Source organism: Hydrogenobacter subterraneus (assembly GCF_055390195.1).
This window is the reverse complement of sequence record NZ_AP042473.1, coordinates 770,427-790,649: the sequence shown is the minus strand read 5'-3', so window position 1 is coordinate 790,649 and position 20,223 is coordinate 770,427. Positions and strand designations below refer to the sequence as shown.

At 44.0% G+C, this 20,223-nt stretch carries 21 protein-coding genes; 14 read left to right on the top strand and 7 right to left on the bottom strand.

The window, feature by feature from the left end:
• Window positions 1–18 precede the first annotated feature (18 nt).
• From ACZ5GB_RS04365 to ACZ5GB_RS04340, 6 genes are read left to right on the top strand one after another with little or no spacing between them, the layout of a single operon-like run.
• Window positions 19–1,002, top strand: a complete 984-nt coding sequence (locus tag ACZ5GB_RS04365; RefSeq protein ID WP_464327757.1) for a substrate-binding domain-containing protein — start codon at window positions 19–21, stop codon at window positions 1,000–1,002.
• Window positions 999–1,754, top strand: coding sequence for a molybdate ABC transporter substrate-binding protein (gene modA, locus ACZ5GB_RS04360; RefSeq protein WP_464327756.1), 756 nt, complete (start codon window positions 999–1,001; stop codon window positions 1,752–1,754). Before ACZ5GB_RS04365 ends, modA begins: the two co-directional genes overlap by 4 nt.
• Complete coding sequence (modB, locus tag ACZ5GB_RS04355) at window positions 1,751–2,413, top strand: molybdate ABC transporter permease subunit (protein WP_464327755.1); 663 nt, start codon at window positions 1,751–1,753, stop codon at window positions 2,411–2,413. Before modA ends, modB begins: the two co-directional genes overlap by 4 nt.
• Window positions 2,410–3,081: an ABC transporter ATP-binding protein gene (locus tag ACZ5GB_RS04350; RefSeq protein ID WP_464327754.1), complete on the top strand. Its 672-nt coding sequence runs from the start codon at window positions 2,410–2,412 to the stop codon at window positions 3,079–3,081. Before modB ends, ACZ5GB_RS04350 begins: the two co-directional genes overlap by 4 nt.
• A 24-nt stretch (window positions 3,082–3,105) precedes the next feature.
• On the top strand, window positions 3,106–3,774 hold the full coding sequence (gene phoU, locus ACZ5GB_RS04345) for a phosphate signaling complex protein PhoU (RefSeq protein ID WP_464327753.1): 669 nt from the start codon (window positions 3,106–3,108) through the stop codon (window positions 3,772–3,774).
• Complete coding sequence (locus ACZ5GB_RS04340; RefSeq protein WP_464327752.1) at window positions 3,771–5,483, top strand: sensor histidine kinase; 1,713 nt, start codon at window positions 3,771–3,773, stop codon at window positions 5,481–5,483. Before phoU ends, ACZ5GB_RS04340 begins: the two co-directional genes overlap by 4 nt.
• Here the strand turns inward: ACZ5GB_RS04340 and ACZ5GB_RS04335 are convergent.
• From ACZ5GB_RS04335 to ACZ5GB_RS04325, 3 genes are read right to left on the bottom strand one after another with little or no spacing between them, the layout of a single operon-like run.
• A complete protein-coding gene (locus ACZ5GB_RS04335; protein ID WP_464327751.1) occupies window positions 5,453–5,941 on the bottom strand; it encodes a hypothetical protein in 489 nt (162 codons plus the stop codon). The genes ACZ5GB_RS04340 and ACZ5GB_RS04335 overlap by 31 nt on opposite strands.
• Window positions 5,938–6,507: a hypothetical protein gene (locus ACZ5GB_RS04330; protein WP_464327750.1), complete on the bottom strand. Its 570-nt coding sequence runs from the start codon at window positions 6,505–6,507 to the stop codon at window positions 5,938–5,940. The genes ACZ5GB_RS04335 and ACZ5GB_RS04330 overlap by 4 nt, the downstream gene beginning before the upstream one ends.
• 2 nt (window positions 6,508–6,509) lie before the next feature.
• Complete coding sequence (locus ACZ5GB_RS04325; RefSeq protein ID WP_464327749.1) at window positions 6,510–7,205, bottom strand: energy transducer TonB family protein; 696 nt, start codon at window positions 7,203–7,205, stop codon at window positions 6,510–6,512.
• A 205-nt stretch (window positions 7,206–7,410) separates the two neighbouring features.
• Here ACZ5GB_RS04325 and guaA point away from each other — a divergent pair, with 205 nt between their 5' ends.
• The 8 genes from guaA to ACZ5GB_RS04285 are packed head-to-tail and all read left to right on the top strand — an operon-like array spanning window position 7,411 to window position 16,284.
• The gene (guaA, locus tag ACZ5GB_RS04320; RefSeq protein WP_464327748.1) at window positions 7,411–8,940 is read left to right on the top strand and encodes a glutamine-hydrolyzing GMP synthase; all 1,530 of its coding nucleotides are present in this window, start codon (window positions 7,411–7,413) and stop codon (window positions 8,938–8,940) included.
• A 10-nt stretch (window positions 8,941–8,950) separates the two neighbouring features.
• The gene (locus ACZ5GB_RS04315) at window positions 8,951–10,237 is read left to right on the top strand and encodes a serine hydroxymethyltransferase (RefSeq protein ID WP_464327747.1); all 1,287 of its coding nucleotides are present in this window, start codon (window positions 8,951–8,953) and stop codon (window positions 10,235–10,237) included.
• Window positions 10,203–11,450: an EAL and HDOD domain-containing protein gene (locus ACZ5GB_RS04310; RefSeq protein ID WP_464327746.1), complete on the top strand. Its 1,248-nt coding sequence runs from the start codon at window positions 10,203–10,205 to the stop codon at window positions 11,448–11,450. Before ACZ5GB_RS04315 ends, ACZ5GB_RS04310 begins: the two co-directional genes overlap by 35 nt.
• Before the next feature lie 13 nt (window positions 11,451–11,463).
• The gene (locus tag ACZ5GB_RS04305; protein WP_464327745.1) at window positions 11,464–11,706 is read left to right on the top strand and encodes an NIL domain-containing protein; all 243 of its coding nucleotides are present in this window, start codon (window positions 11,464–11,466) and stop codon (window positions 11,704–11,706) included.
• Window positions 11,703–12,629 carry a thiamine-phosphate kinase gene (gene thiL / locus ACZ5GB_RS04300; protein ID WP_464327744.1) on the top strand — a complete coding sequence of 309 codons (927 nt, stop codon included), beginning with the start codon at window positions 11,703–11,705 and terminating at the stop codon, window positions 12,627–12,629. Before ACZ5GB_RS04305 ends, thiL begins: the two co-directional genes overlap by 4 nt.
• A 9-nt stretch (window positions 12,630–12,638) precedes the next feature.
• Window positions 12,639–14,474: a sodium-extruding oxaloacetate decarboxylase subunit alpha gene (gene oadA, locus ACZ5GB_RS04295; protein WP_464327743.1), complete on the top strand. Its 1,836-nt coding sequence runs from the start codon at window positions 12,639–12,641 to the stop codon at window positions 14,472–14,474.
• Window positions 14,471–15,142 (top strand): response regulator, encoded by a 672-nt coding sequence (locus ACZ5GB_RS04290; RefSeq protein ID WP_464327742.1) that lies wholly within the window; start codon window positions 14,471–14,473, stop codon window positions 15,140–15,142. Before oadA ends, ACZ5GB_RS04290 begins: the two co-directional genes overlap by 4 nt.
• Complete coding sequence (locus tag ACZ5GB_RS04285; RefSeq protein WP_464327741.1) at window positions 15,139–16,284, top strand: metallophosphoesterase; 1,146 nt, start codon at window positions 15,139–15,141, stop codon at window positions 16,282–16,284. The genes ACZ5GB_RS04290 and ACZ5GB_RS04285 overlap by 4 nt, the downstream gene beginning before the upstream one ends.
• Here ACZ5GB_RS04285 and ACZ5GB_RS04280 read toward each other — a convergent pair.
• From ACZ5GB_RS04280 to ACZ5GB_RS04265, 4 genes are read right to left on the bottom strand one after another with little or no spacing between them, the layout of a single operon-like run.
• Window positions 16,256–17,833, bottom strand: a complete 1,578-nt coding sequence (locus ACZ5GB_RS04280) for a CTP synthase (protein WP_464327740.1) — start codon at window positions 17,831–17,833, stop codon at window positions 16,256–16,258. The two genes, ACZ5GB_RS04285 and ACZ5GB_RS04280, sit on opposite strands and share 29 nt — an antisense overlap.
• Window positions 17,834–17,849: 16 nt before the next feature.
• The gene (locus ACZ5GB_RS04275; RefSeq protein ID WP_464327739.1) at window positions 17,850–18,701 is read right to left on the bottom strand and encodes an ATP phosphoribosyltransferase regulatory subunit; all 852 of its coding nucleotides are present in this window, start codon (window positions 18,699–18,701) and stop codon (window positions 17,850–17,852) included.
• 7 nt (window positions 18,702–18,708) lie between these two features.
• The gene (locus tag ACZ5GB_RS04270; protein WP_464327738.1) at window positions 18,709–19,731 is read right to left on the bottom strand and encodes a chorismate-binding protein; all 1,023 of its coding nucleotides are present in this window, start codon (window positions 19,729–19,731) and stop codon (window positions 18,709–18,711) included.
• Window positions 19,732–20,223 (bottom strand): ADP-ribose-binding protein, encoded by a 492-nt coding sequence (locus ACZ5GB_RS04265; protein WP_464327737.1) that lies wholly within the window; start codon window positions 20,221–20,223, stop codon window positions 19,732–19,734.

Genomic DNA, 20,223 nt, shown 5'->3' with positions numbered 1-20,223 from the left:
ATCTACAATAAATAGTCAATGAACAGAGTAAGGGAATACAGACAAAGGCTTGGCCTATCTCAGGAAGAGCTTTCAAGGATAACGGGCATACCAAGGACCACCATAAGCTCCATAGAGTCAGGCAGTGTTATGCCTTCTGTAGATTATGCCCTTAGGCTGGCAAGGGCCTTGGGCTGTAGCGTGGAAGAACTGTTTTCACAAGAGGAATACAAGTTTTTTCCCGGCTTTAAAGAGGGCCTATTTATAAGCTATCTGGTGGGGTCTCAGAGAGTTATAGCACCGGCGCCTATGGAACATGTGGATGCGGATGGCTTTTATAAAGATGAAAAAATAAGCTGGTTTAAAAGGCTAAATATTCCCACCTTTGCTTTTGCTGGATGCGATAACTCACTAAAGCTTTTGACTGGAACCCTTCTCCAAGAGGGTATAAGGCTTCTTACAATAAATGCTTCAAGCCTTAAGGCCCTTGAGCTTTTGAAGGAAGGCTATGTGCATATGGCTGGCTTGCATATGGGATGCTTTGAGGAGAACTACAGGCTTGTAAAAGAACATCTCGGAAGGGGCTACAAAGTCCTAAAGGTCTTCTCCTGGGAGGAGGGCATTCTAACAAGGGAAATGGCAAGCCTAAAGGAGCTAAAAAAGAGGCTTTGGCTTGCAAGGGAGGAAGGAAGCGGTGCAAGGAAGGTCTTTGAGGAGATAAGAGAGGATATTGGTATTAAAAAATACAAGGTGGTTCATGCGGACCATGAGAAAGTGGCCTTTGCCATAAAGGAAGGCTTGGCGGAGGCGGGTGTGGCCACAAAAGCCTACGCATACAGTTATGGACTGGAGTTTTTCAGTGTAAAGACGGAAGACTATTGCCTTTGCTACAGGGAAGATTTAGAAGAGGATAAAAGCTTTCTTAGGCTTTTGAATCTATTGAAGTCAAAAACATACAGAAACCTTATCTCCCAAGTGCCAGGCTATAGGCCAGAAGTTGGTGTGGAGGAAGCCCTAACATGAGGTTGCTTACACTTTTTCTTTTTGTTTTCTTTGGCCTTGTCAAGGCAGAGGTCATAAGGGTTTACGCCGCCGCCGACCTTCAGTTTGCTCTAAGAGAGCTGGCAGACCTTTACATGAAAAAATATCCAGAAGACAAAATAGAGCTTATCTTTGGCTCTTCTGGTAAAGGCTTTGCCCAGATAAAGGCTGGAGCGCCCTACCACATATTCTTCTCTGCAGATATGAAGTATGTGGAAGAGCTATACAGAGAAGGCTATGCCATCACAAAGCCAAAGCCTTACGCCATAGGAAGGATAGTGCTTTGGACAAGGAAGGATTCGGGCCTTGACCCTTCCAAGTTCCCAGAGGTTCTCCTTGACCCAAGGGTAAAAAGGATAGCCATAGCCAACTGGGAGCATGCACCCTACGGGAGGGCTTCAAAGGAGATCCTTGAGGCCTACGGTGTTTTTCAAAAGGTTAAAGATAAGCTTGTAATAGGAGAAAACATAGCCCAGACTGCCAGCTATATTAGGTCCGGTGCGGCAGACCTTGGCTTTATAGCCCTTTCCTTGGCAAAGGCCCCAGAGCTTGAAAGGGTAGGAAGATACTGGCTGGTGCCAGAGGACAAACATGAAAGGATACTTCAAGGTTATGTGATCACAAAGGAAGGTCAAAAGGTTGTAGGTGCGCGAAGGTTTTATGAGTTTGTAGCCTCTACGGAAGCGAGGAAGGTCTTTACAAAGTATGGCTTTTTACTTCCGGGAGATAGATGATGGACCTTGGGCCCTTTTGGCTGACGGTAAAGCTTTCCCTTATCACCTCCTTTATCCTTCTTATTGTAGGCATTCCTCTTGCCTACTACATGGCCTACTCCAAAAGCCCCCTTGCCCTTGTGCTGGAGGTTATTACCACCTTGCCCCTTGTTTTGCCACCCACCGTGCTTGGCTTTTACCTTTTAATCCTTTTTTCAAAAAATGGCCCCTTGGGCGCCCTTTGGGAGAGGCTTTTGGGCTACCAGCTTGTCTTTACCTTTGAGGGTCTTGTTATAGCCTCCGTTATATACAGCCTTCCCATGATGACCCATCCCTTGATTTCTGGCTACAGGAGCGTTCCCAAAAGTCTGATAGAGGCAAGTTGGACCTTGGGAAAATCCAAACTTGAAACCCTTTTTAGAGTTATCCTGCCCAACATGAAGGCTTCCATACTTGTGGGCTTTGTGCTTTCCTTTGCCCACACCTTGGGAGAGTTTGGCGTGGTGCTTATGGTAGGTGGAAACATAGAGGGCAAAACAAGGGTGGCCTCCATAGTCATATACAACGCGGTAGAATCCATAGACTACGCCACAGCCCACCTTTACTCTCTTTTACTCCTTTCCTTGTCCTTCCTTAGTCTATTGACACTTTACATAATAAACAGGAGGTGGGTCCTTTGATAATCATAAAGGTCAAAAAGAGGCTTCACGGAGCTGAAGGAGACTTTTGGCTTGATGTAGAGCTTGAGCTAAGGGATGGTGAGTTTTTGGTGCTTTTTGGGCCATCGGGCAGTGGAAAAACAACTCTTTTGAGATGTGTAGCTGGCTTGGAAAGGCCTGAAGAAGGATACATTGAAGTGAATGGAGAGGTTTGGTTTGATTCAAAGAGGGGAATAAACCTTCCACCACAGAAGAGGCATGTGGGCTTTGTATTCCAGGATTATGCCCTCTTTCCAAACATGAGCCTTTTGGAGAATGTGATGTATGGGATGAAAAGAAAAGATAAGGAAAAGGCTCTTGAGCTTTTGAGAAAGGTAAGGCTTGAGGGCCTAAAGGACAAAAGGCCTAATCAAATATCTGGAGGACAAAAGCAAAGGGTGGCCCTAATAAGGGCCCTTGCAAGGGAGCCTAAGGTGCTTCTCTTGGATGAACCTCTATCGGCCCTTGATGAAGAGCTAAGGGCAGAACTTCAAGAGGAGCTAAAAAGCTTTCAAAGGAGCTATAACATTCCAACCCTTATGGTAACCCATCACAAGGAAGAGGCCCTGAGGCTTGCAGACAGGATAGTAAGGATAAAGGAAGGAAGGGTGGTAGAAATCATTAACCAAATTTTAACAAACTCCACTTAAAATACTATATTCAGGAGGAAGAGTATGAAGCTTTTTCAAGAGTTGGAAGAAACAAAAGGATTGGTTCTTAAGATGGCTGGGCTTGTAAAGGAAGCGGTGGATAAGGCTATAGAGTCTCTTAACAAACAAGATGTGGGGCTTGCGGAGGAGATAATCAAGGGTGATGACCAAATAGACCAGCTGGAGGTGGAGATAGAAAGAAGGTGTATAAGGATGATAGCCCTCTACCAGCCAGAGGCTGTAGACCTTAGGCTAATAATGGGTATGTATAAGATAGTCTCGGACCTTGAGAGGATAGGGGATGAGGCGGAAAACATAGCAGAAAGGTCCATACTCCTTGCCCAAGAGCCACCCCTAAAGCCCTACGTAAACCTTACCCTTATGGCATCCAATGTAAAGAGCATGATAGAGGATGCGGTCCTTTCCTTTTTCCAAAGGGATGTGGAGCTTGCAAAGAAGGTTATAGAAAGGGACGATATGGTGGATGAGCTATACCACCAGGTTCAAAGAGAGCTTATAACCTACATGCTTGAGGACCCAAGGAACATAAAGAGGTCCATACACCTTTCCTTTGTGGCAAGGCACTTTGAAAGGATGGCGGATCATGCGGAGAACATAGCGGAGATGACCATCTACTGGTCCGAGGGCGAAGTGGTAAAGCACCAACACATTAAGGATAAGGAAATGCATTGAGGCTTTATGTAGCCTTTGCCCTATTCCTTTTAGCCTTTCTTTTAATAAACATAGCCTTCCTTGACAACCTTAGAAAAATCTGGAACATAAGCTACCCCCTTGTCCTTCTTGTGATAAACCTTGACCTTCTTGTTTTGTTTATTGTCTTTATAATATTCTTTAGAAAGTTTATAAAGGCTTACCTTGCTGGAAAAAGAGAACCTTTAAGAAAAAAACTTTCCACAAGCCTCATGCTTTATATCATCACACCTCTTATCTTCCTTAACTTGGCCACGGCGGTAATCTTGCTTCAATCTACAAAATCCTTTGTAAGCGGACAGCTAAAGGAGGTAGCAAAAAAATCCGAAGGCCTTAGCGCCCTAATTCAAGAGGAGGAGCTAAAGAAGGCACAAGCCTACAGGGATATGTTTGTCCTGTTAAAAAATAATGGCTTGGTGGAAAGCTTTAAAGGGCTAAAAGGTGTAAAAGGTGTGATTGAGGACCCAAACTGTAAAGAGGCCATAGGAGAAGATAGCATAAGCCTGTGTGTGGATGGATATCGCCTTGTGCTTTCAAGGGAACACAGGGCCGTAGGCCTAATAGAGGATATAAAAAGAATATCCACAGAGCTTAGGAACATGGTCAAGGCAAGGGATATTATAGGTGGCATATATGTGTATTTTCTTGTGCTTGCTGGCTTTCTGTCCTTTTTGTCCGCCGTATGGTTTGGGAACCTTATAGCAAGGCATATTAGCCTACCCCTTGAAAAGCTAACTCAAAAGGCAAGGGAGATAGCCAAGGGAAACTTTGACGTTAACGTAGAAGTTCCACAGACTGGCGATGAGGTCCAAGAGCTTGGCATAGGCTTTTTAACCATGAAGGAAGAGCTAAAGAAACTCTATCAAAGACTCAATAAAGAAAAAGAGATGCTTGTTCAGCTTTTTAATGCTCTGCCAGTGGGTATTGTTTTCCTTTCAAGGGATGGAGAAAGGTTCCAAAACAGGGCCTATGAGGAGCTTTCAAGAAAGGCAAGCGTGAGGGAAAGTACCATAGAGTTGGATATAGGCAGGGTGATAGTGTATGAGGATCTTGAGACCCTTATATTGGCAGAGAGGTTCAAAACATGGCAGATGGCCGTAAAGAGGATAGCCCATGAGATAAAAAACCCGCTCACACCCATAAGCCTAAACCTGGAAAGGCTAATAAGGTCCTTGGAGAGGGGGCAGTGTGATATGGAAAAGGTCGCCCAGATGGCCAGCATCATACTTGAGGAGCTTGAAAGGATAAAGAGAACCATAGACCAGTTTAGAAGCCTTTCGGTGGAGGTAGAGCCAAACTTCAAAGAGCTTGAGCTTGGAGACCTTATAAGGCAGGTGGCAAGCATATACGAAGGTATAAGGATAGAAGTGGAAGGAAATCTAAGGGTTATGGGGGATGAGAGGCTTTTAAGGGATATGTTTTTTAACCTTTTTAACAACAGCCTTGAATGGGGTGCAAGAAGGGTGTGGGTTGAACTAAGGGAGGATAGCATGGTCTACAGGGATGATGGGCCGGGAATAGAGGAGGGCAAAGAGGAGATAATCTTTTTGCCTTACCATTCGGAGAACCCAAAGGGCATGGGCTTGGGCCTTGCCATAGTAAAACACATAGCCGAACTGCATGGTTGGAGGGTAAAGGCTATGGCCCAAAGGGAAGGCTTTTATTTGCTGTTTGAACTAAGACCAAGGTAGGGAAGGATTTGAAGGACCCTTATAAGATGGTTTTCCCATATTACTTCTAACTCCTCCATAACGGCCTTCTCCTGTTCCTCTGGAGGAAGCTTTTTAAAACTTTCCGACTTTACACCCCTTTCGTGCAAAAGCAAAGGCACAAAAACCTTACCTATGGCATAGAAGGCAAAGGAGAGTTCTATGTCCGAAAGCTGTGGAAAGCCGTTAAAGGTTTTGTATGTCTTTATACCAGCCCAATTGGTCCAATATCTTACTTCTGGGTCTTCCACCCTTTTCTCATAGCCTCCCACATACATGGAAAGAAGGGCCTTTAAAAGCCTTTCTTCAAGGCCTTCATACCTGTCCTTTAGGTCCTCCGCCAACCTTTTTATCTCTTCCGAGCTTATTTTGTTATAGTCCTTGAGAAACTGGTCCTTCCAGTTTTCGTACCTAAGAAACTCTTTATGTGGGAGATTCAACCCGTCTCCTCCGATTTTTCATACTGAGGACAGTTAAGTGTGGCAGGATCCACTTCTGGTATTATTTCCTTTGTATCCGTATGGTAGCCACAAACAAAGCACTCTATGGAAACAGCATAACCCACATGGGCGTGCCCTATATCCCATCCACACAATGGGCATTCTCCCTCGCCAGCTTTTAGAAGTTCCATAAGCCTGTTACCGTTCTTTAAAGACCTTTGAATAGATTTAATACGGTCTATTGCCTTTTGTACTTCATCGCTGTTCCATTCTGAACCACACTCAAGGCATCTATATTCTGCATAGCTCCCTTCCTTTATAAGCCTTATAACCTTTGAGGATTCGCACCTGTCATCTATACATACCTCTCCTATAAGTTTTCTTCCAAGTTTATCCAGTATGTTTTTAAAGTCTTCTGGAGTCAATCTCATAGGCACATCATGAGCCTTATAACCACAACATTGGCATTCTGCCTCTACCCTTGGATAGGGCTCATCATACTCACAAACCATTAGAGCTATCCTTTTACAATAAGGGCATAGTTCAAGGTGTGTTATACAAACCATGTCTAACCTCCTTTAAACCTAAAGCTTATTATACCCGTTTGAATAATATTATCCCTGATAGACTCAAACCTTATACCTTTTACAAAGTTAAGCATCTTTTGATCTACCTGAGGTGACCCACTCCTTTGCACTATTTGAGCTTTTGACACCACTCCAGAAGGTTCTACCCATATCCTTATCTTAAGCACACTCAAAGGCTCATCAGAAGCTACCTTTGGCAATGGTGGAATATAAACCGCAGGCCTTCCACTTCCAGAAAGACCTATACCGCTTGGAGAGACAACAGCCACTATATCACCAAGCTCGGAGGTCCTTATGCCTTCTTCTTTCACTTCCTTTTGCTTTCCTTTTATCCTCTGTTCTATATCCTGAAGCAAGGAGGGTTCTTCCTTTGGTATACCCTTTGGCACCTGCACATCTCCCCTATCTCTATCAACCTGCATAGGTGATGCGCTTATCTTCTCCCTTCCTTTCTTTAAAGTTCCTTCACCTTCCTTAGGTCTTTGGCCAACCGATGGCCTTTCACGTACCAGCCTTACTTCCTCTATCCTTGGTATATCCTCCAAATATACCTGTAATGGTGGTTTTGGTGGCGTATCCACTTTTATAAAAAGGTATATGGAAAGAAGTGTAAATAAAATTAGATTTAGAACCAAAGACACAGCAAAGTGTAGTAAGCCCTCCATTTTACTTTCCATAATTTTGAATTATAACGCCGGGCGAACGTGGAATGAGAAATTAATTAAACAACTGGATGCCATCATACCTTTTGTTAAAAATAAATGAGACAAACAATGTAGGGGCGGGTCTTTGGCCCGCCCGATGTTTTATAATCTGGCAGGTTTAAAACCTGCCACTACAAAGGATGAATTTCTCACCCGACGTATAGTATAATTATTAAAAGTGGTTAAGAGGCCTGCTTTAATCTTAAACTTTGGCTCTCAGTATGTACAGCTTATAGCAAGAAGGGTAAGAGAGCTTGGTGTATACAGTGAAATAGTGCCTTATTATATAACCCCAGAAGAGATAAGGGAAAAAGACCCATATTGCCTTATCTTCTCCGGTGGACCCGCCTCTGTGTATGAAGAGGATGCCCCTTTACCAGACCCAAGTATATACACTTTGGGACTTCCCATACTTGGCATATGCTATGGCCTTCAGGCTATAGTGCATCAGCTTGGTGGAACTGTGGAGAGGTCCCAAAGGCAGGAGTACGGTAGGGCAAGGCTAAAGGTTCTCAAAGAGGACCCAATTTTCAAAGGATTGCCACTTGAATTTGATGTATGGATGAGCCATGCGGACAAGGCGGTAAGATTGCCAGAAGGCTTTGAAAGCCTTGCCAATACAGAAAACTCTCCCTACGCCGTTATAAGACACAGAGAAAAGCCTATCTACGGAGTACAGTTTCACCCAGAAGTGGCCCATACCCAATATGGTAAGGAGATCATAAGAAACTTCCTCTTTGAGGTAAGCCACGCCGAAGAAAACTGGAGGATGGGGGATTTTGTAAAGGAAAAGGTGGAGGAGATAAGACAAGAGGTGGGGCACAAAAGGGTTATATGCGCCCTTTCTGGTGGTGTGGATTCTACCGTATCCGCCTTGTTAACATATAAGGCCATTGGAAAACAGTTACACTGCATATTTGTAAACCATGGGCTTTTGAGAAAGGGTGAGGTAGAAGAGGTAGAAGGCTACTTTAGAGATATGGGCTTGCCTTTTAAAAGGGTGGATGCAGAGGATCTGTTTTTAGAAAGGTTAAAGGGTGTGGAGGACCCAGAGGAGAAGAGAAGAATAATAGGACATACCTTTATTGAGGTTTTTGAGGAGGAAGCCAAGAAGGTGGATGCCCATTATCTTCTTCAAGGCACCCTTTACCCCGATGTGGTGGAAAGTGCGGGCATTCCAGGCGCAAAGGTGATAAAGACCCATCACAACGTAGGTGGTTTGCCAGAGAGGATGAACTTAAGGCTTCTTGAACCCTTGAGAGAACTTTTCAAGGATGAGGTAAGGCAAGTGGGAAAAATTCTTGGAGTGCCAGAGGGCATACTAAGGAGGCATCCCTTCCCTGGACCTGGTCTTGCCATAAGGATATTGGGAGAGGTAAAAAGGGAAGACCTTGAAATACTCAGAGAAGCGGACAGCATATTTATAGAAGAGCTAAAAAGGTGGGGGCTTTATGATAAGGTCTGGCAGGCCTTTGCCGTACTTCTGCCAGTAAAAAGCGTGGGTGTTATGGGAGATGTGAGGACCTACGAAAGGGTTGTAGGCCTAAGGGCTGTGGACAGCACAGATGGAATGACAGCGGATTGGTCAAGGCTTCCCTACGAGTTCCTTGACCATGTGATGAGGAGGATAATAAACGAGGTAGAAGGTATAAACAGGGTGGTGTATGACATATCTTCAAAACCACCAGCTACCATAGAATGGGAGTAAAATATTAAAGATGAGATACTTAAAAGAGACAGACCCAGAGATATACCAGGCTGTAGTGCAGGAGTATAACAGGCAGTTCTACCACCTTGAGCTTATAGCGTCGGAGAACTTTACCTCTCTTGCGGTTATGGAGGCTCAAGGTTCTGTGCTTACCAACAAGTATGCCGAAGGACTTCCCGGCAAAAGGTATTATGGAGGATGTGAGTTTGTAGATATTGCAGAAAGCCTTGCCATAGAAAGGGTTAAAAAGATATACGGCGCGGAGCATGCCAACGTTCAGCCCCATTCTGGCTCTCAAGCCAACATGGCGGTTTATATGGCCTTTTTAAAGCCCGGTGATGTAATCCTTGGAATGGACCTTGCCCACGGGGGACATCTAAGCCACGGTGCAAAGGTAAACTTCTCCGGAAAGGTCTATCAAGTTTATTACTATGGGCTAAACCCAGAAACAGAGCTTATAGACTATGATCAGGTTTGGAAGCTTGCAAAGGAACACAAACCCAAGATGATAGTGGCAGGTGCTTCAGCCTATCCAAGGATAATAGACTGGGAAAGGTTTGCACAGATAGCGGAGGATGTGGGAGCCTACCTTATGGTGGATATGGCCCATTATGCTGGCCTAATTGCCGGCGGAGTTTATCCAAATCCGGTTCCATATGCCCACTTTGTAACATCAACCACTCACAAAACCTTGAGAGGTCCAAGGGGTGGCTTTATACTGTGTAGGGCAGAGTTTGCCAAAGATATAGACAAGAGCGTATTTCCCGGGATACAGGGTGGTCCCCTAATGCATGTAATAGCGGCAAAGGCTGTGGCCTTCAAAGAAGCTATGACGGAGGAGTTTAAAAGCTACGCAAGGCAGGTAATTATAAACGCACAGGCTATGGCGGAGGAGTTTCTAAAACTTGGCTTTAAGGTGATTACGGGCGGAACGGACAGCCACATAGTCCTCCTTGACCTGAGGAACAAGGGTATAACCGGCAAAGAAGCAGAAGAAGCACTGGGAAAGGCAAACATAACGGTTAACAAGAATGCAGTGCCTTTTGACCCCCTACCACCCACAAAGACAAGCGGTATTAGAATAGGCACGCCCGCCATGACCACAAGAGGAATGAAAGAGGATGAGATGAGACGCATAGCAAGACTAATAGCTAAGGTCATTGATAATATAAAGGATGAGAAGGTTATAGAGGATGTTCGCAAAGAAGTAATAGAGCTTTGCCAACAGTTTCCTCTATACCCTGAGCTGAAAGAGGTTCTTAATGAGCTTCCTTATAGCAAAGCAACCCATATTTGATAGGGAAGGTAGGAGGTTTGCCTTTGAAGTCTTTTTGAGGAAAAAGGACAATTTTTATGAATACCCTAAGGAAGTTCCTTATAGCAGGGCTACTTACATAATAATAGAGATTATTTTAGAGCAAGGTATAGATAGGATTGGTGAAGGCAAAAGAGTAATGATAAATGTTTCTTTGGATTCTTTAATTAACAAGGCTATAGAATCACTTGACCCCAAAAAGCTTATTATAGATGTTATAGAACCTCAAATACCCGTTGGAGAAATAGTATATAGGCAAGTGCTTAATGTTATGGATAAATACATAGAGCAAGATGTCCTATTTTGTTTAGATGAGAAGTATTTAGGAAATGAAAAAATGGCAAAATTACTTGATAAGGTACATATTATATCTACAAATATAAAGCATCTTGACCCAAAAACAATTGAAATAGCGAAAGGCAACGGCAAAAAAATCCTCATCTCAAGAATAGAAAATGAGGAGGAATATAAAAAAGCTTTAACTGTTGGAGATTTTTTCCAAGGCATGTATTTAGAAAGTCCATTCATATTAAAAGAGTTCAAAACAGCGCCCTATTTAAAGACTACATTACTTAAACTCATAGCTTTACTTCACACCGCAGAAAGTCCAAAAGAAATAGCGGACATTATAGCAACGGATGTTGGTATGACGGCTAAGATTCTTCGCCTTGTTAACTCTGCCTATTATTCACCCATAAAAGAAATAAAAAGCATAGAACAGGCTTGCGCCATGTTGGGGTTAAAGAATCTTAAAAACTTCCTTTTGGTTTTAGCTATGAACGATTATATGTCTATAGAAAACCCAGAGCTATGGAAAAAGTCCCTTGTAAGAGCTATAATAGCTCAAAGAATTGCGGAGATAATAAAGCCGGAATACGAATCTGAAGCATATTTAATTGGACTATTTTCGCTAATAGGCGAGATATTAAACATGGATAAGATAACTTTTCTTAAAGAAATCAAGATAAAGCAAGAAATAATAGATGGATATACAGGAAAGAACATACATTTAAGAAACATATTGAACCATGCTATTTTCATTGAGGAGAAGTTCCCTGAGGTTTTGAAGGCTCAAGACCCAACAAAGAATGATATAGTTATAAACTTAGAAAAGCTAACCGGTATAGATAGAAATACATTAATATCAATAGCAACAGAAGCCTTTGAAAAGGCTGAATACATGCTTAAACTCTGATATAATCTTTGGTATGAATGTTATAAGGCTCCAGCTTATATACCCAGAAGAAAAGGTGAAAGAGCCTGTGCTTTGTATGGTGTGTAAAAACTTTGATGTGGTGGTAAATATAAGAACGGCAAAGGTTACAAAGGATACGGGCATATTGACCGTTGAAATGGACGGTGATGCAGAAGAGATTGAAAGGGCTGTAAAGTTTATTGAAGAAAAGGGCGTATTGGTCCAGCCCATAGAAGGGCAGATCTTTACAGAATGAAAATATCAGAAATTGGAGAGTTTGGCCTTATAGAAAGGTTAAAGGATGTATTAAGAAGTGGAATCATAGGGGATGATACGGCGCCGGTGCAGTTGGGAGGTTCCTTGCTACTCCTCACTTGTGATGTGCTTTTGCAAGACAGACATTTTAAGCTAAATTATCCACCATCCGCCATAGGCTGGAAGGCCATATCGGTCAATGTGAGCGATGTGGTGGCAAACGGTGGGATGCCTTTTTATGCCCTTGTTTCCTTGGTGCTTCCAGATATGGAGGTAAAATACATAGAGGAAGTCTATTTTGGTATAAAAAGGGCCTGTGAGTTTTATGGCTGTGAGGTGGTAGGGGGAAATGTGAGCAAGGGTGAAAAGCTATGCATTGACGTTTTTATGATAGGAAAGGCGGATAGGTTTGTGGGAAGGAAGGGATCAAAGGTAGGCGATGGTGTGTTTGTCTCCGGAACCCTTGGAGATTCAAAGGCAGGCCTTGAGCTTTTGCTTATGGATAAAAAAAGCTATGAAGACTTTGAACTAAGGCTTATAGAAAAACATCTAAGGCCCACCGCAAGGATTGACTTTGTAAAACACATATCCAAGTATGCCACAGCCAGTATGGACATAAGCGATGGACTATCTTCCGATGCTCTAAAGCTTGCAAAGGCAAGCTCTGTAAAGGTAAGGTTATTCTCCGAAAAGATACCTTTATCTAAGGAGCTTATAAGCTTTTGCAAAAAGCACGGCAAGGACCCTCTTGAGTATGCCCTATCTGGTGGAGAAGACTACGAGCTTCTCTTTACCCACCCAATGGAAAGGCTCAATCCCTTTTTAAGCATGACCCATATAGGCTTTGTGGAAGAGGGAGAGGGTGTGTATTTGGATGATAGGCCCCTTGAACCTACGGGCTTTGACCATTTTAGGATGTTATAATTTTCACTCATGAGGGAAATTCTTATAACCGATGTATCTCTAAGGGACGGCATACAGTCTTTGTTGGCCACGAGGGTCCGAACGGAGGATATGCTTCCCATAATAGAGGTGCTTGATAAATGTGGCTTTTGGTCTTTGGAGGTTTGGGGTGGTGCCACCTTTGATGTATGCCTAAGGTATTTAAAGGAAGACCCGTGGGAAAGGCTTAGGCTCTTTAAAAAGCATGCACCAAACACCAAGCTTGAAATGCTCCTAAGAGGACAGAATGTGGTAGGCTACAGGCACTACCCCGATGATGTGGTGGAGGAGTTTGTAAAAAGGGCCTATGATAACGGGATTGAAGTCTTTAGGATCTTTGATGCTCTCAATGATACAAGGAATATGAGAAAGTCCATAGAAACGGCCAAAAGGCTTGGAGCCATAGTCAAGGGTGTGCTTTCTTATGCCATAAGCCCGGTGCATACCATAGAGTATTACGTAAGCGTAGCAAAAGAATTGGTGGATATGGGCATAGATATCATATCCATAAAGGACCAAGCTGGCCTTTTGTCCCCAAAGGTATGCTATGACTTGGTAAAGGCCCTTAAATCTGAATTTCCCAACTATCCTGTCCATCTTCATACCCAAACCACCGCAGGCCTTGCCCAGATGGCCCAGCTAAAAGGCATAGAGGCTGGCGCAGATATGATAGATACGGTCTTCTATAGCCTGTCTTGTCAGACTTCCCACCCCCCGGGTGAAACCATGATATACACCCTTAGGGAGTTTGGCTATGAAATAAGGGTAGATGAAAAGCTTTACCAAAAGGCTGGAGACCTTTTTGTAAATGTAAGGAAAAAGTACAAAAAGTATGATGTGCTACCACCATACCCAGATGTGGGAGTGCTTTTGCACCAAGTACCCGGTGGCATGATATCCAACTTTATAAGCCAGCTAAAGGAACAGGGTATGGAAGACAAGCTTCCTGAGGTGCTTGAGGAGGTGGTAAGGGTAAGGCAGGACCTTGGCTATCCACCCTTGGTAACACCCACCAGTCAAATAGTAGGCTCTCAAGCTTTCCTTAATGTAGTCCATGGAGAAAGGTATAAGGTGGTGACAAAGGAAACAAAGGACTATGTAAAGGGCCTATACGGAAAACCCCCCGCACCCATACCGGAGGAGATAATAAAGAAGATACTTGGAGACGAAGAACCCATATACCATATAAGGCCTGCAGACCTTCTAAAACCAGAGCTACCAAGCATTAGAGAAGAGGCCATAAAGGCAGGAGCAAAGAGCGAAGAAGACATACTTTCCTACGCCCTCTTTCCATTGGTTGCCAAAGAGTTCTTTGAATTTAGAGAGAGGGGAGAAAAACTACCCCCAGAAGAGCTAATTGAAGAGAAAAAAGAAAACATACCAGTGGAGTTTATAATCACCGTCCACGGAGAGCAGTACCATGTGCAGATTGCAGGAAGGGGTGAGCCAACTCCAGAGGGTAAAACCTTCTTTATAAGGCTTGATGGAAAGCTGGAAGAGGTTATGCTAAAGCCACTCAGAGAAGTTGAGCATGTACCTACACCTTATGGAGAGATAAGCTTAGGCACAGAAGTAAAGCCGAAAAGGCCAAAGCCTGTAGGAGTTGGAGATGTGGCATCGCCCATATCTGGAAAGGTGGTGAATATAAAGGTAAATGTGGGACAGGAGGTAAAAGAGGGTGATGTGCTTTTCGTGGTGGAGGCTATGAAGATGGAGAATGAGGTACATAGCCCCGTTAACGGCGTGGTGGAGGAGATACTTATATCCGTTGGTGATGTGATAAACCCGGACGAAGTGGCTATAAGGATAAAGCCTACAAAGATATGAGCCTAAGGGTGCTTATAGTGGAGGATGATAAGGACCTGGCAGAGCTTATAGCTTATAATCTAAGAAAGGAAGGCTACGAGACTATTTTATCTCATAGAGGCACCTTAGCCGTAGAACTTCTAAGGTCCCAGCCACCAGACCTGGTGCTTCTTGATGTTATGCTTCCAGACTATGATGGCTTTAAGATAGCCCAGCATATAAGAAATAACCCAGAACTAAAGGACATACCCATCATATTTATAACTGCAAGGGACATGGAACAGGACAAGCTTAAAGGCTTTTCCCTTGGTGCGGATGATTATATAACCAAGCCCTTTTCTGTCAAGGAGCTAATAGCAAGGGTTAAGGCCGTTTTGAGAAGGGTTGGAAAGGAGAAAAGGCAAACACTTTTTAGGCTTGGAAGCCTTGAGGTGGACCTTGAGAAAAAAGAAGTGAGGAGAGGTAGCCAAATATTGGACCTTACACCCACAGAATTCCTAATTCTACAAGCCCTTCTTGAGAACTACGGCAAGCCGGTTAGCAGGGAATACCTTATAGAAAGAGTGCTAAAAAGGGATGTATACGATAGGACGGTGGATGTGCATATAAAAAAGCTAAGGGAAAAACTGGGTGAGGAGGGACAGGCTATACAAACGGTAAGAGGCTTTGGCTACAAGATAAGCTTATGAGGTGGTTTATCCCTCTCTTTCTGTCCATCTTTGCCCTTATGCACCTTTATACTTACACAAGAATCGTAAAGCCTGCCATCAAGGGAAAGGGTTTAAGGCTTGTTGTGGCATTTTTATTCATCTTGGGATTTTTCTCTCCCTTTATCTGGAGGTATGCGGATGCAAGGCTGGACCAAAGCGTGGCATACTTTACAGCCTTAATAGGCCTTCTTTGGATGGGCTTTCTTCTCTACTTTTCCCTTTCTGGCCTTTTCTTTGACCTTTATAGGGCTTTTGTTTTTATCTCAAAAAGATTTTTCAATATAAACCCCCTTCCCACACCTTCGGCAAAGACTTCCTTAGCCCTTATCTTATTCCTTTCCCTTAGCCTCTCTGCTTACAGCTATTATGAAACCCTTAATTTAAAGGTGGAAAGGTTTGTTATAGAAACAGACAAGCTTCCAAAGGATGTGAGCCACATAAAAATACTTCACATATCGGACCTTCATCTTGGACCCCTTATGGGTATGGATAAGGTAGGGCTTGTGCTGGAAGTTTATAAGAGGGAAAAGCCTCACATGGTTTTGTCCACGGGAGACCTTGTAGATGGAAATATGCAAAACAAGGCTTACCTTGCGGATGCCCTCTCTAAGATGGACCCACCCCTTGGAAAGTATGCCGTTTTGGGAAACCATGAGTATTACAGAGGTATAGACCAAGCCATAGCTTTTACGGAAAGGGCTGGCTTTAGACTTTTGAGGGGCGGGGTAGTCTATCTTAAGGACTACGACATAAGCATAGTGGGAATAGATGACGATGAATGTAGGTTTTTTAAGGCTTGTAATGGCACACTTTCGGACAAGGAACTTCTTCAAAAGACAAAAAGAGAAAGCTTTGTTATTTATTTGAAGCACAAGCCAAGGCTGGAGACTGGAGCAGAAAAACTTTTTGACCTTATGCTCTCTGGACATACCCATGGTGGAGTCTATTACCCTATAGGCAGGTTTATTCTAACAAGGCTGTTTATAGGCGATAGGGGCCTTCATAAGCTTGGAAGCTCTTACATCTATATAAGCAAGGGCGTAGGCACAGGAGGTCCTCCCATGAGGCTTTTCTCACCACCGGACGTGGCGGTCATTGACCTTGTAAGCAGGCGGAGATAAAGGAGACAAAAAGGGGATGGGGTTGGAAGGGCTTGCTTTTGAACTCTGGGTGAAACTGACAGCCTATATACCAAGGATGTTCCTTTAATTCCACTATCTCCACAAGCCTTTCGTCGGGCGAAAGGCCAGAAAAGACCATACCAGCCTCTTGGAAAGGCTCTCTGTATTTATTGTTAAACTCATACCTGTGCCTGTGCCTCTCATATATTAGCTCTTGCTTGTAAATCTCCCTTACCTTTGTGCCTTCTACGAGCTTACAAGGGTAAGAGCCAAGCCTCATGGTGCCACCAAGCTCCTTTATGTTCTTTTGTTCTTCCATCAGGTCTATTACTGGATGGGGCGTGAAGGGGTCAAACTCGGTAGAATTGGCCTCCTTTAGCCCAAGCACATTTCTGGCAAATTCTACACACATAAGTTGCATGCCCAAGCATATGCCAAAGGTGGGCTTTTTTGACTCCCTTCCATAGCTAAGAGCCTTTAGCTTTCCACCTATGCCCCTCTCTCCAAAGCCACCAGGCACCAGTATGCCATGGGCTTCTTCCAAGACCTTTTCATCATAATCCTCCGAATTGACCCAAATAACCTTTACCCTTGCCCTGTTGGCTATGCCACCATGTATAAGTGCCTCAACTACGCTTTTGTAAGAATCCTTCAAAGACACATACTTGCCTACAAGGGCTATCTTTACCTCCCTTTCTGCGGACCTAAGGGTCTGAACTATATCCTCCCATTTACTCTTTACCTCCTTATATTCAAAGCTAAATCGTTGGGCTATAAGCCTGTCAAGGCCCTGTTTTTTGAAGACAAGAGGCACCTCGTATATAAACTCCAAATCTGGTGCAGATATGACCGCAGATTTTTGAACGTTGGTAAAAAGGGCTATCTTTTCCTTTATACCTTCTGGAATTTCCATCTCCGACCTACAGAGGATTATGTCAGGCTGTATGCCTATGGCCCTTAGTTCCTTGACCGAGTGTTGGGTGGGCTTGGTCTTTAGCTCTCCCGCAGTCTTTATAAAAGGCACATAGGTAATATGAACAAAAAGCACCTTTTCCCTTCCCACCTCCATGGAAAGCTGGCGCACGGCCTCCAAAAAGGGCAAGCCTTCTATATCTCCCACCGTCCCACCCACCTCCACTATGACCACATGACAGTCCTCCTCCACCTCCCTTATTAGCCTTTTTATCTCATCGGTTATATGGGGAATGACCTGCACCGTGGCACCAAGATAGCCACCCTCCCTTTCCCTTTGTATCACGTTGTAATATACCCTACCAGCCGTTACGTTGTTTTTCTTAGTCATGGACCTCTTTGTAAACCTCTCGTAGTGTCCAAGGTCAAGGTCTGTTTCCGCTCCATCTTCTGTAACATAGACCTCTCCATGCTGGTAAGGGCTCATGGTGCCGGGGTCTACGTTTAGGTATGGGTCCAGTTTTTGTATGTTTACCTTAAGACCTTGCTCTTCAAGGAGGGAGGCTATGGAGGCTGAGGCCACACCCTTTCCCAAAGAAGAAAGCACACCACCGGTGACGAATATATAGTAGGGCATGTATGAATATTTTAAGCTAAACCTCTAACAAAAGGTCAAGGTAAATAGCACCGCCGAAGGCGCATATATCCCTACCAAGGTTTTTATAAAGGCCGTCATACCTTCCTCCCCCAGCCAAAGGCTGTCCCACCCTTGGATGGAAAAATTCAAAGACAAGGCCCGTATAGTAGGCCTTTGGTCTAATTTCGGAAAGGTCAAAGAGGATGTTAAAGCCTTTTAGCCTTTGGGCCACTTCCCTTAGCCTATGGCAATGGGTAGAAAACTCTGGATATTTCTTCTCAAAAGAATCAAGCACCTCAAAGCCTCCATTGGCAAGCAAAAGGTCCCTTAAAGGCCCAACGGAGGAAAGAAGGGAGAAGTTCTTCTCCAGTATGGCTTGCCTGTAAGACTCTCCATACTTATTTAGAAGTTCTTCCACTATGGCCACATGTCCAAGGCTAAGGGTAAGATTCTCCATACCACAAGCCCTTAGGTAGTCGCCTATGGACTGAAGGACCTCCACCTCCGCCTCTACGGATGGGTCTCCAAGGAGTTCCACGCCCACCTGATAACTTTCCAAGCTTCCCCCTGGTGAGAAAACGTTTCCCCAATAGAAGACCTTTAGGGGTAGGGGCAAATCCTTTTGAAGGCTCAAAAAGCGCGCAAGGCTCACAGTCCAATCCCTTCTAAGACACAAAAGGCTTCCATCCTGAAGGCTACCAACTATAAAAGGACTCTCTCCATAAAGCTCATGGCTGTATATCTCAAGGGAGGGAAGCATGATAAACCTGTAGTCCTTAAAAACCTCACAGGCTTTTAGGAAAAAGTCCTTTAGCCTTTCTGAATCTTCAAAGTTGAAAAACCTCTCCTGTGGTGGTATGACCTTCACAATGATTTTATTTTAAGCTATAAAAGGCCTTTGTCTTTAGAAGAACCTCTTGCCACTCCTTTTCTGGTACAGAATCCCAAACTATGCCCGCACCCGCATAGTAAGAAAGCCTATTACCATGGCCCATGGCAGTCCTTATAAGCACGCTCAAGGTAAAGTCCTCTTCACTTACAAGGCCCGCACACCCGCAGTAGTATTCTCTGTTGTGAGGCTCCAAAAGGTCTATGATCTCCACCGCCTTCCTCTTGGGAGCGCCTACCACAGAGGCTGGTGGAAAGGTCTCTTTTAGTATGTTTTGAAGGCTTTCCCTCGTTTGTGCCACAACCGAGGAGTGCATCTGAAAGAGTGTTTTAAACCTTTCAATCTTAAAAAGCTCTTCCACCCTTACACTACCTGGCATGGCAACCCTTGAAAGGTCGTTCCTAACCATGTCTGTTATCATGAGGTTTTCTGCTTTGTCCTTTTGGCTTTTTTCCAAGTCCTTCTTTCTTTTTGCCGTGCCTTTTATAGGCTTGCTAACCAACTTATTCCCCCTCTTTTCCAAAAAAAGCTCCATAGAACCGCTTATAAGGTAAAAGTCCTCAAGGTCAAGAAAAAAGGCATAAGGCACTGGTTGTGCCTTGTAATACTTCAAAAAAAGGTCAAGAGGCTTACCATCCAGATGGAAGTCAAACCTACAGGTAAGGTTAAGCTGGTATACGACGCCTTCAGAGATAAACTCCTTTACCTTTTTTACCCTTTCCACATAAGCCTTTTCATCAAGGGATGAGGCTAAAAGCTTAAGGTTTGTATCCTTCCTTTTTCTGTTAAAGGGTGAAAAGCCTTCAAGCTCCAAAATTATGACTTTGGGGTAAGAAGAATCCTTTAAATGAAGGTTTAAAGTCTGTGAAGAAAGATGGTAAGAGAGGACAATAAAGCCAAGTTTTACATCTTTTAAATCTTTTAAGGAGTTAAGGAAATGGACTTTTTTTACATTTGCTTCAAAAATGCCCCTTTCTTTTAGCCACCCCCCAGAAAGGATAAGCCTCATTCAGAGGTTTTTCCTCCACTCCTCCACCATCTGGCTATCTAAGTCTACAAGAATTACCTTTCTTAGGCTTAATGGCTTAAAAGCCCTTATCTCCTCTATCATAGCCCTTGCAGCTATATCCTTTGGAAGCCTACCCACACCAGTGCCCATGCCGGGCATGGCAATACTTTCAAAGCCAAGCTTATCAGCCAGCTCAAGGGAAGCCCTTACCGCTTTCCTTACCTTTTCCTCTGTGGTTTCCATGGCAGGCTCTTCCATGGTGGGTGCGTGTATCACACCCTTAAAGGGAAGCCTTCCCGCCGTGGTAATTATGGCAGAACCTACGGGTATGGGTGCCTTTTTTATGGCTTCCCTTTCTATCTCCTCCCCTCCAGCCCTCTTTATAACCCCTGCCACACCACCACCCATATAGCCCAGAGAGTTAGAAGGGTTCACAATAGCATCAGCCTCAATCTCAAGTAGGCTTCCCTGAAGCACCTCTATCTGTAGCAT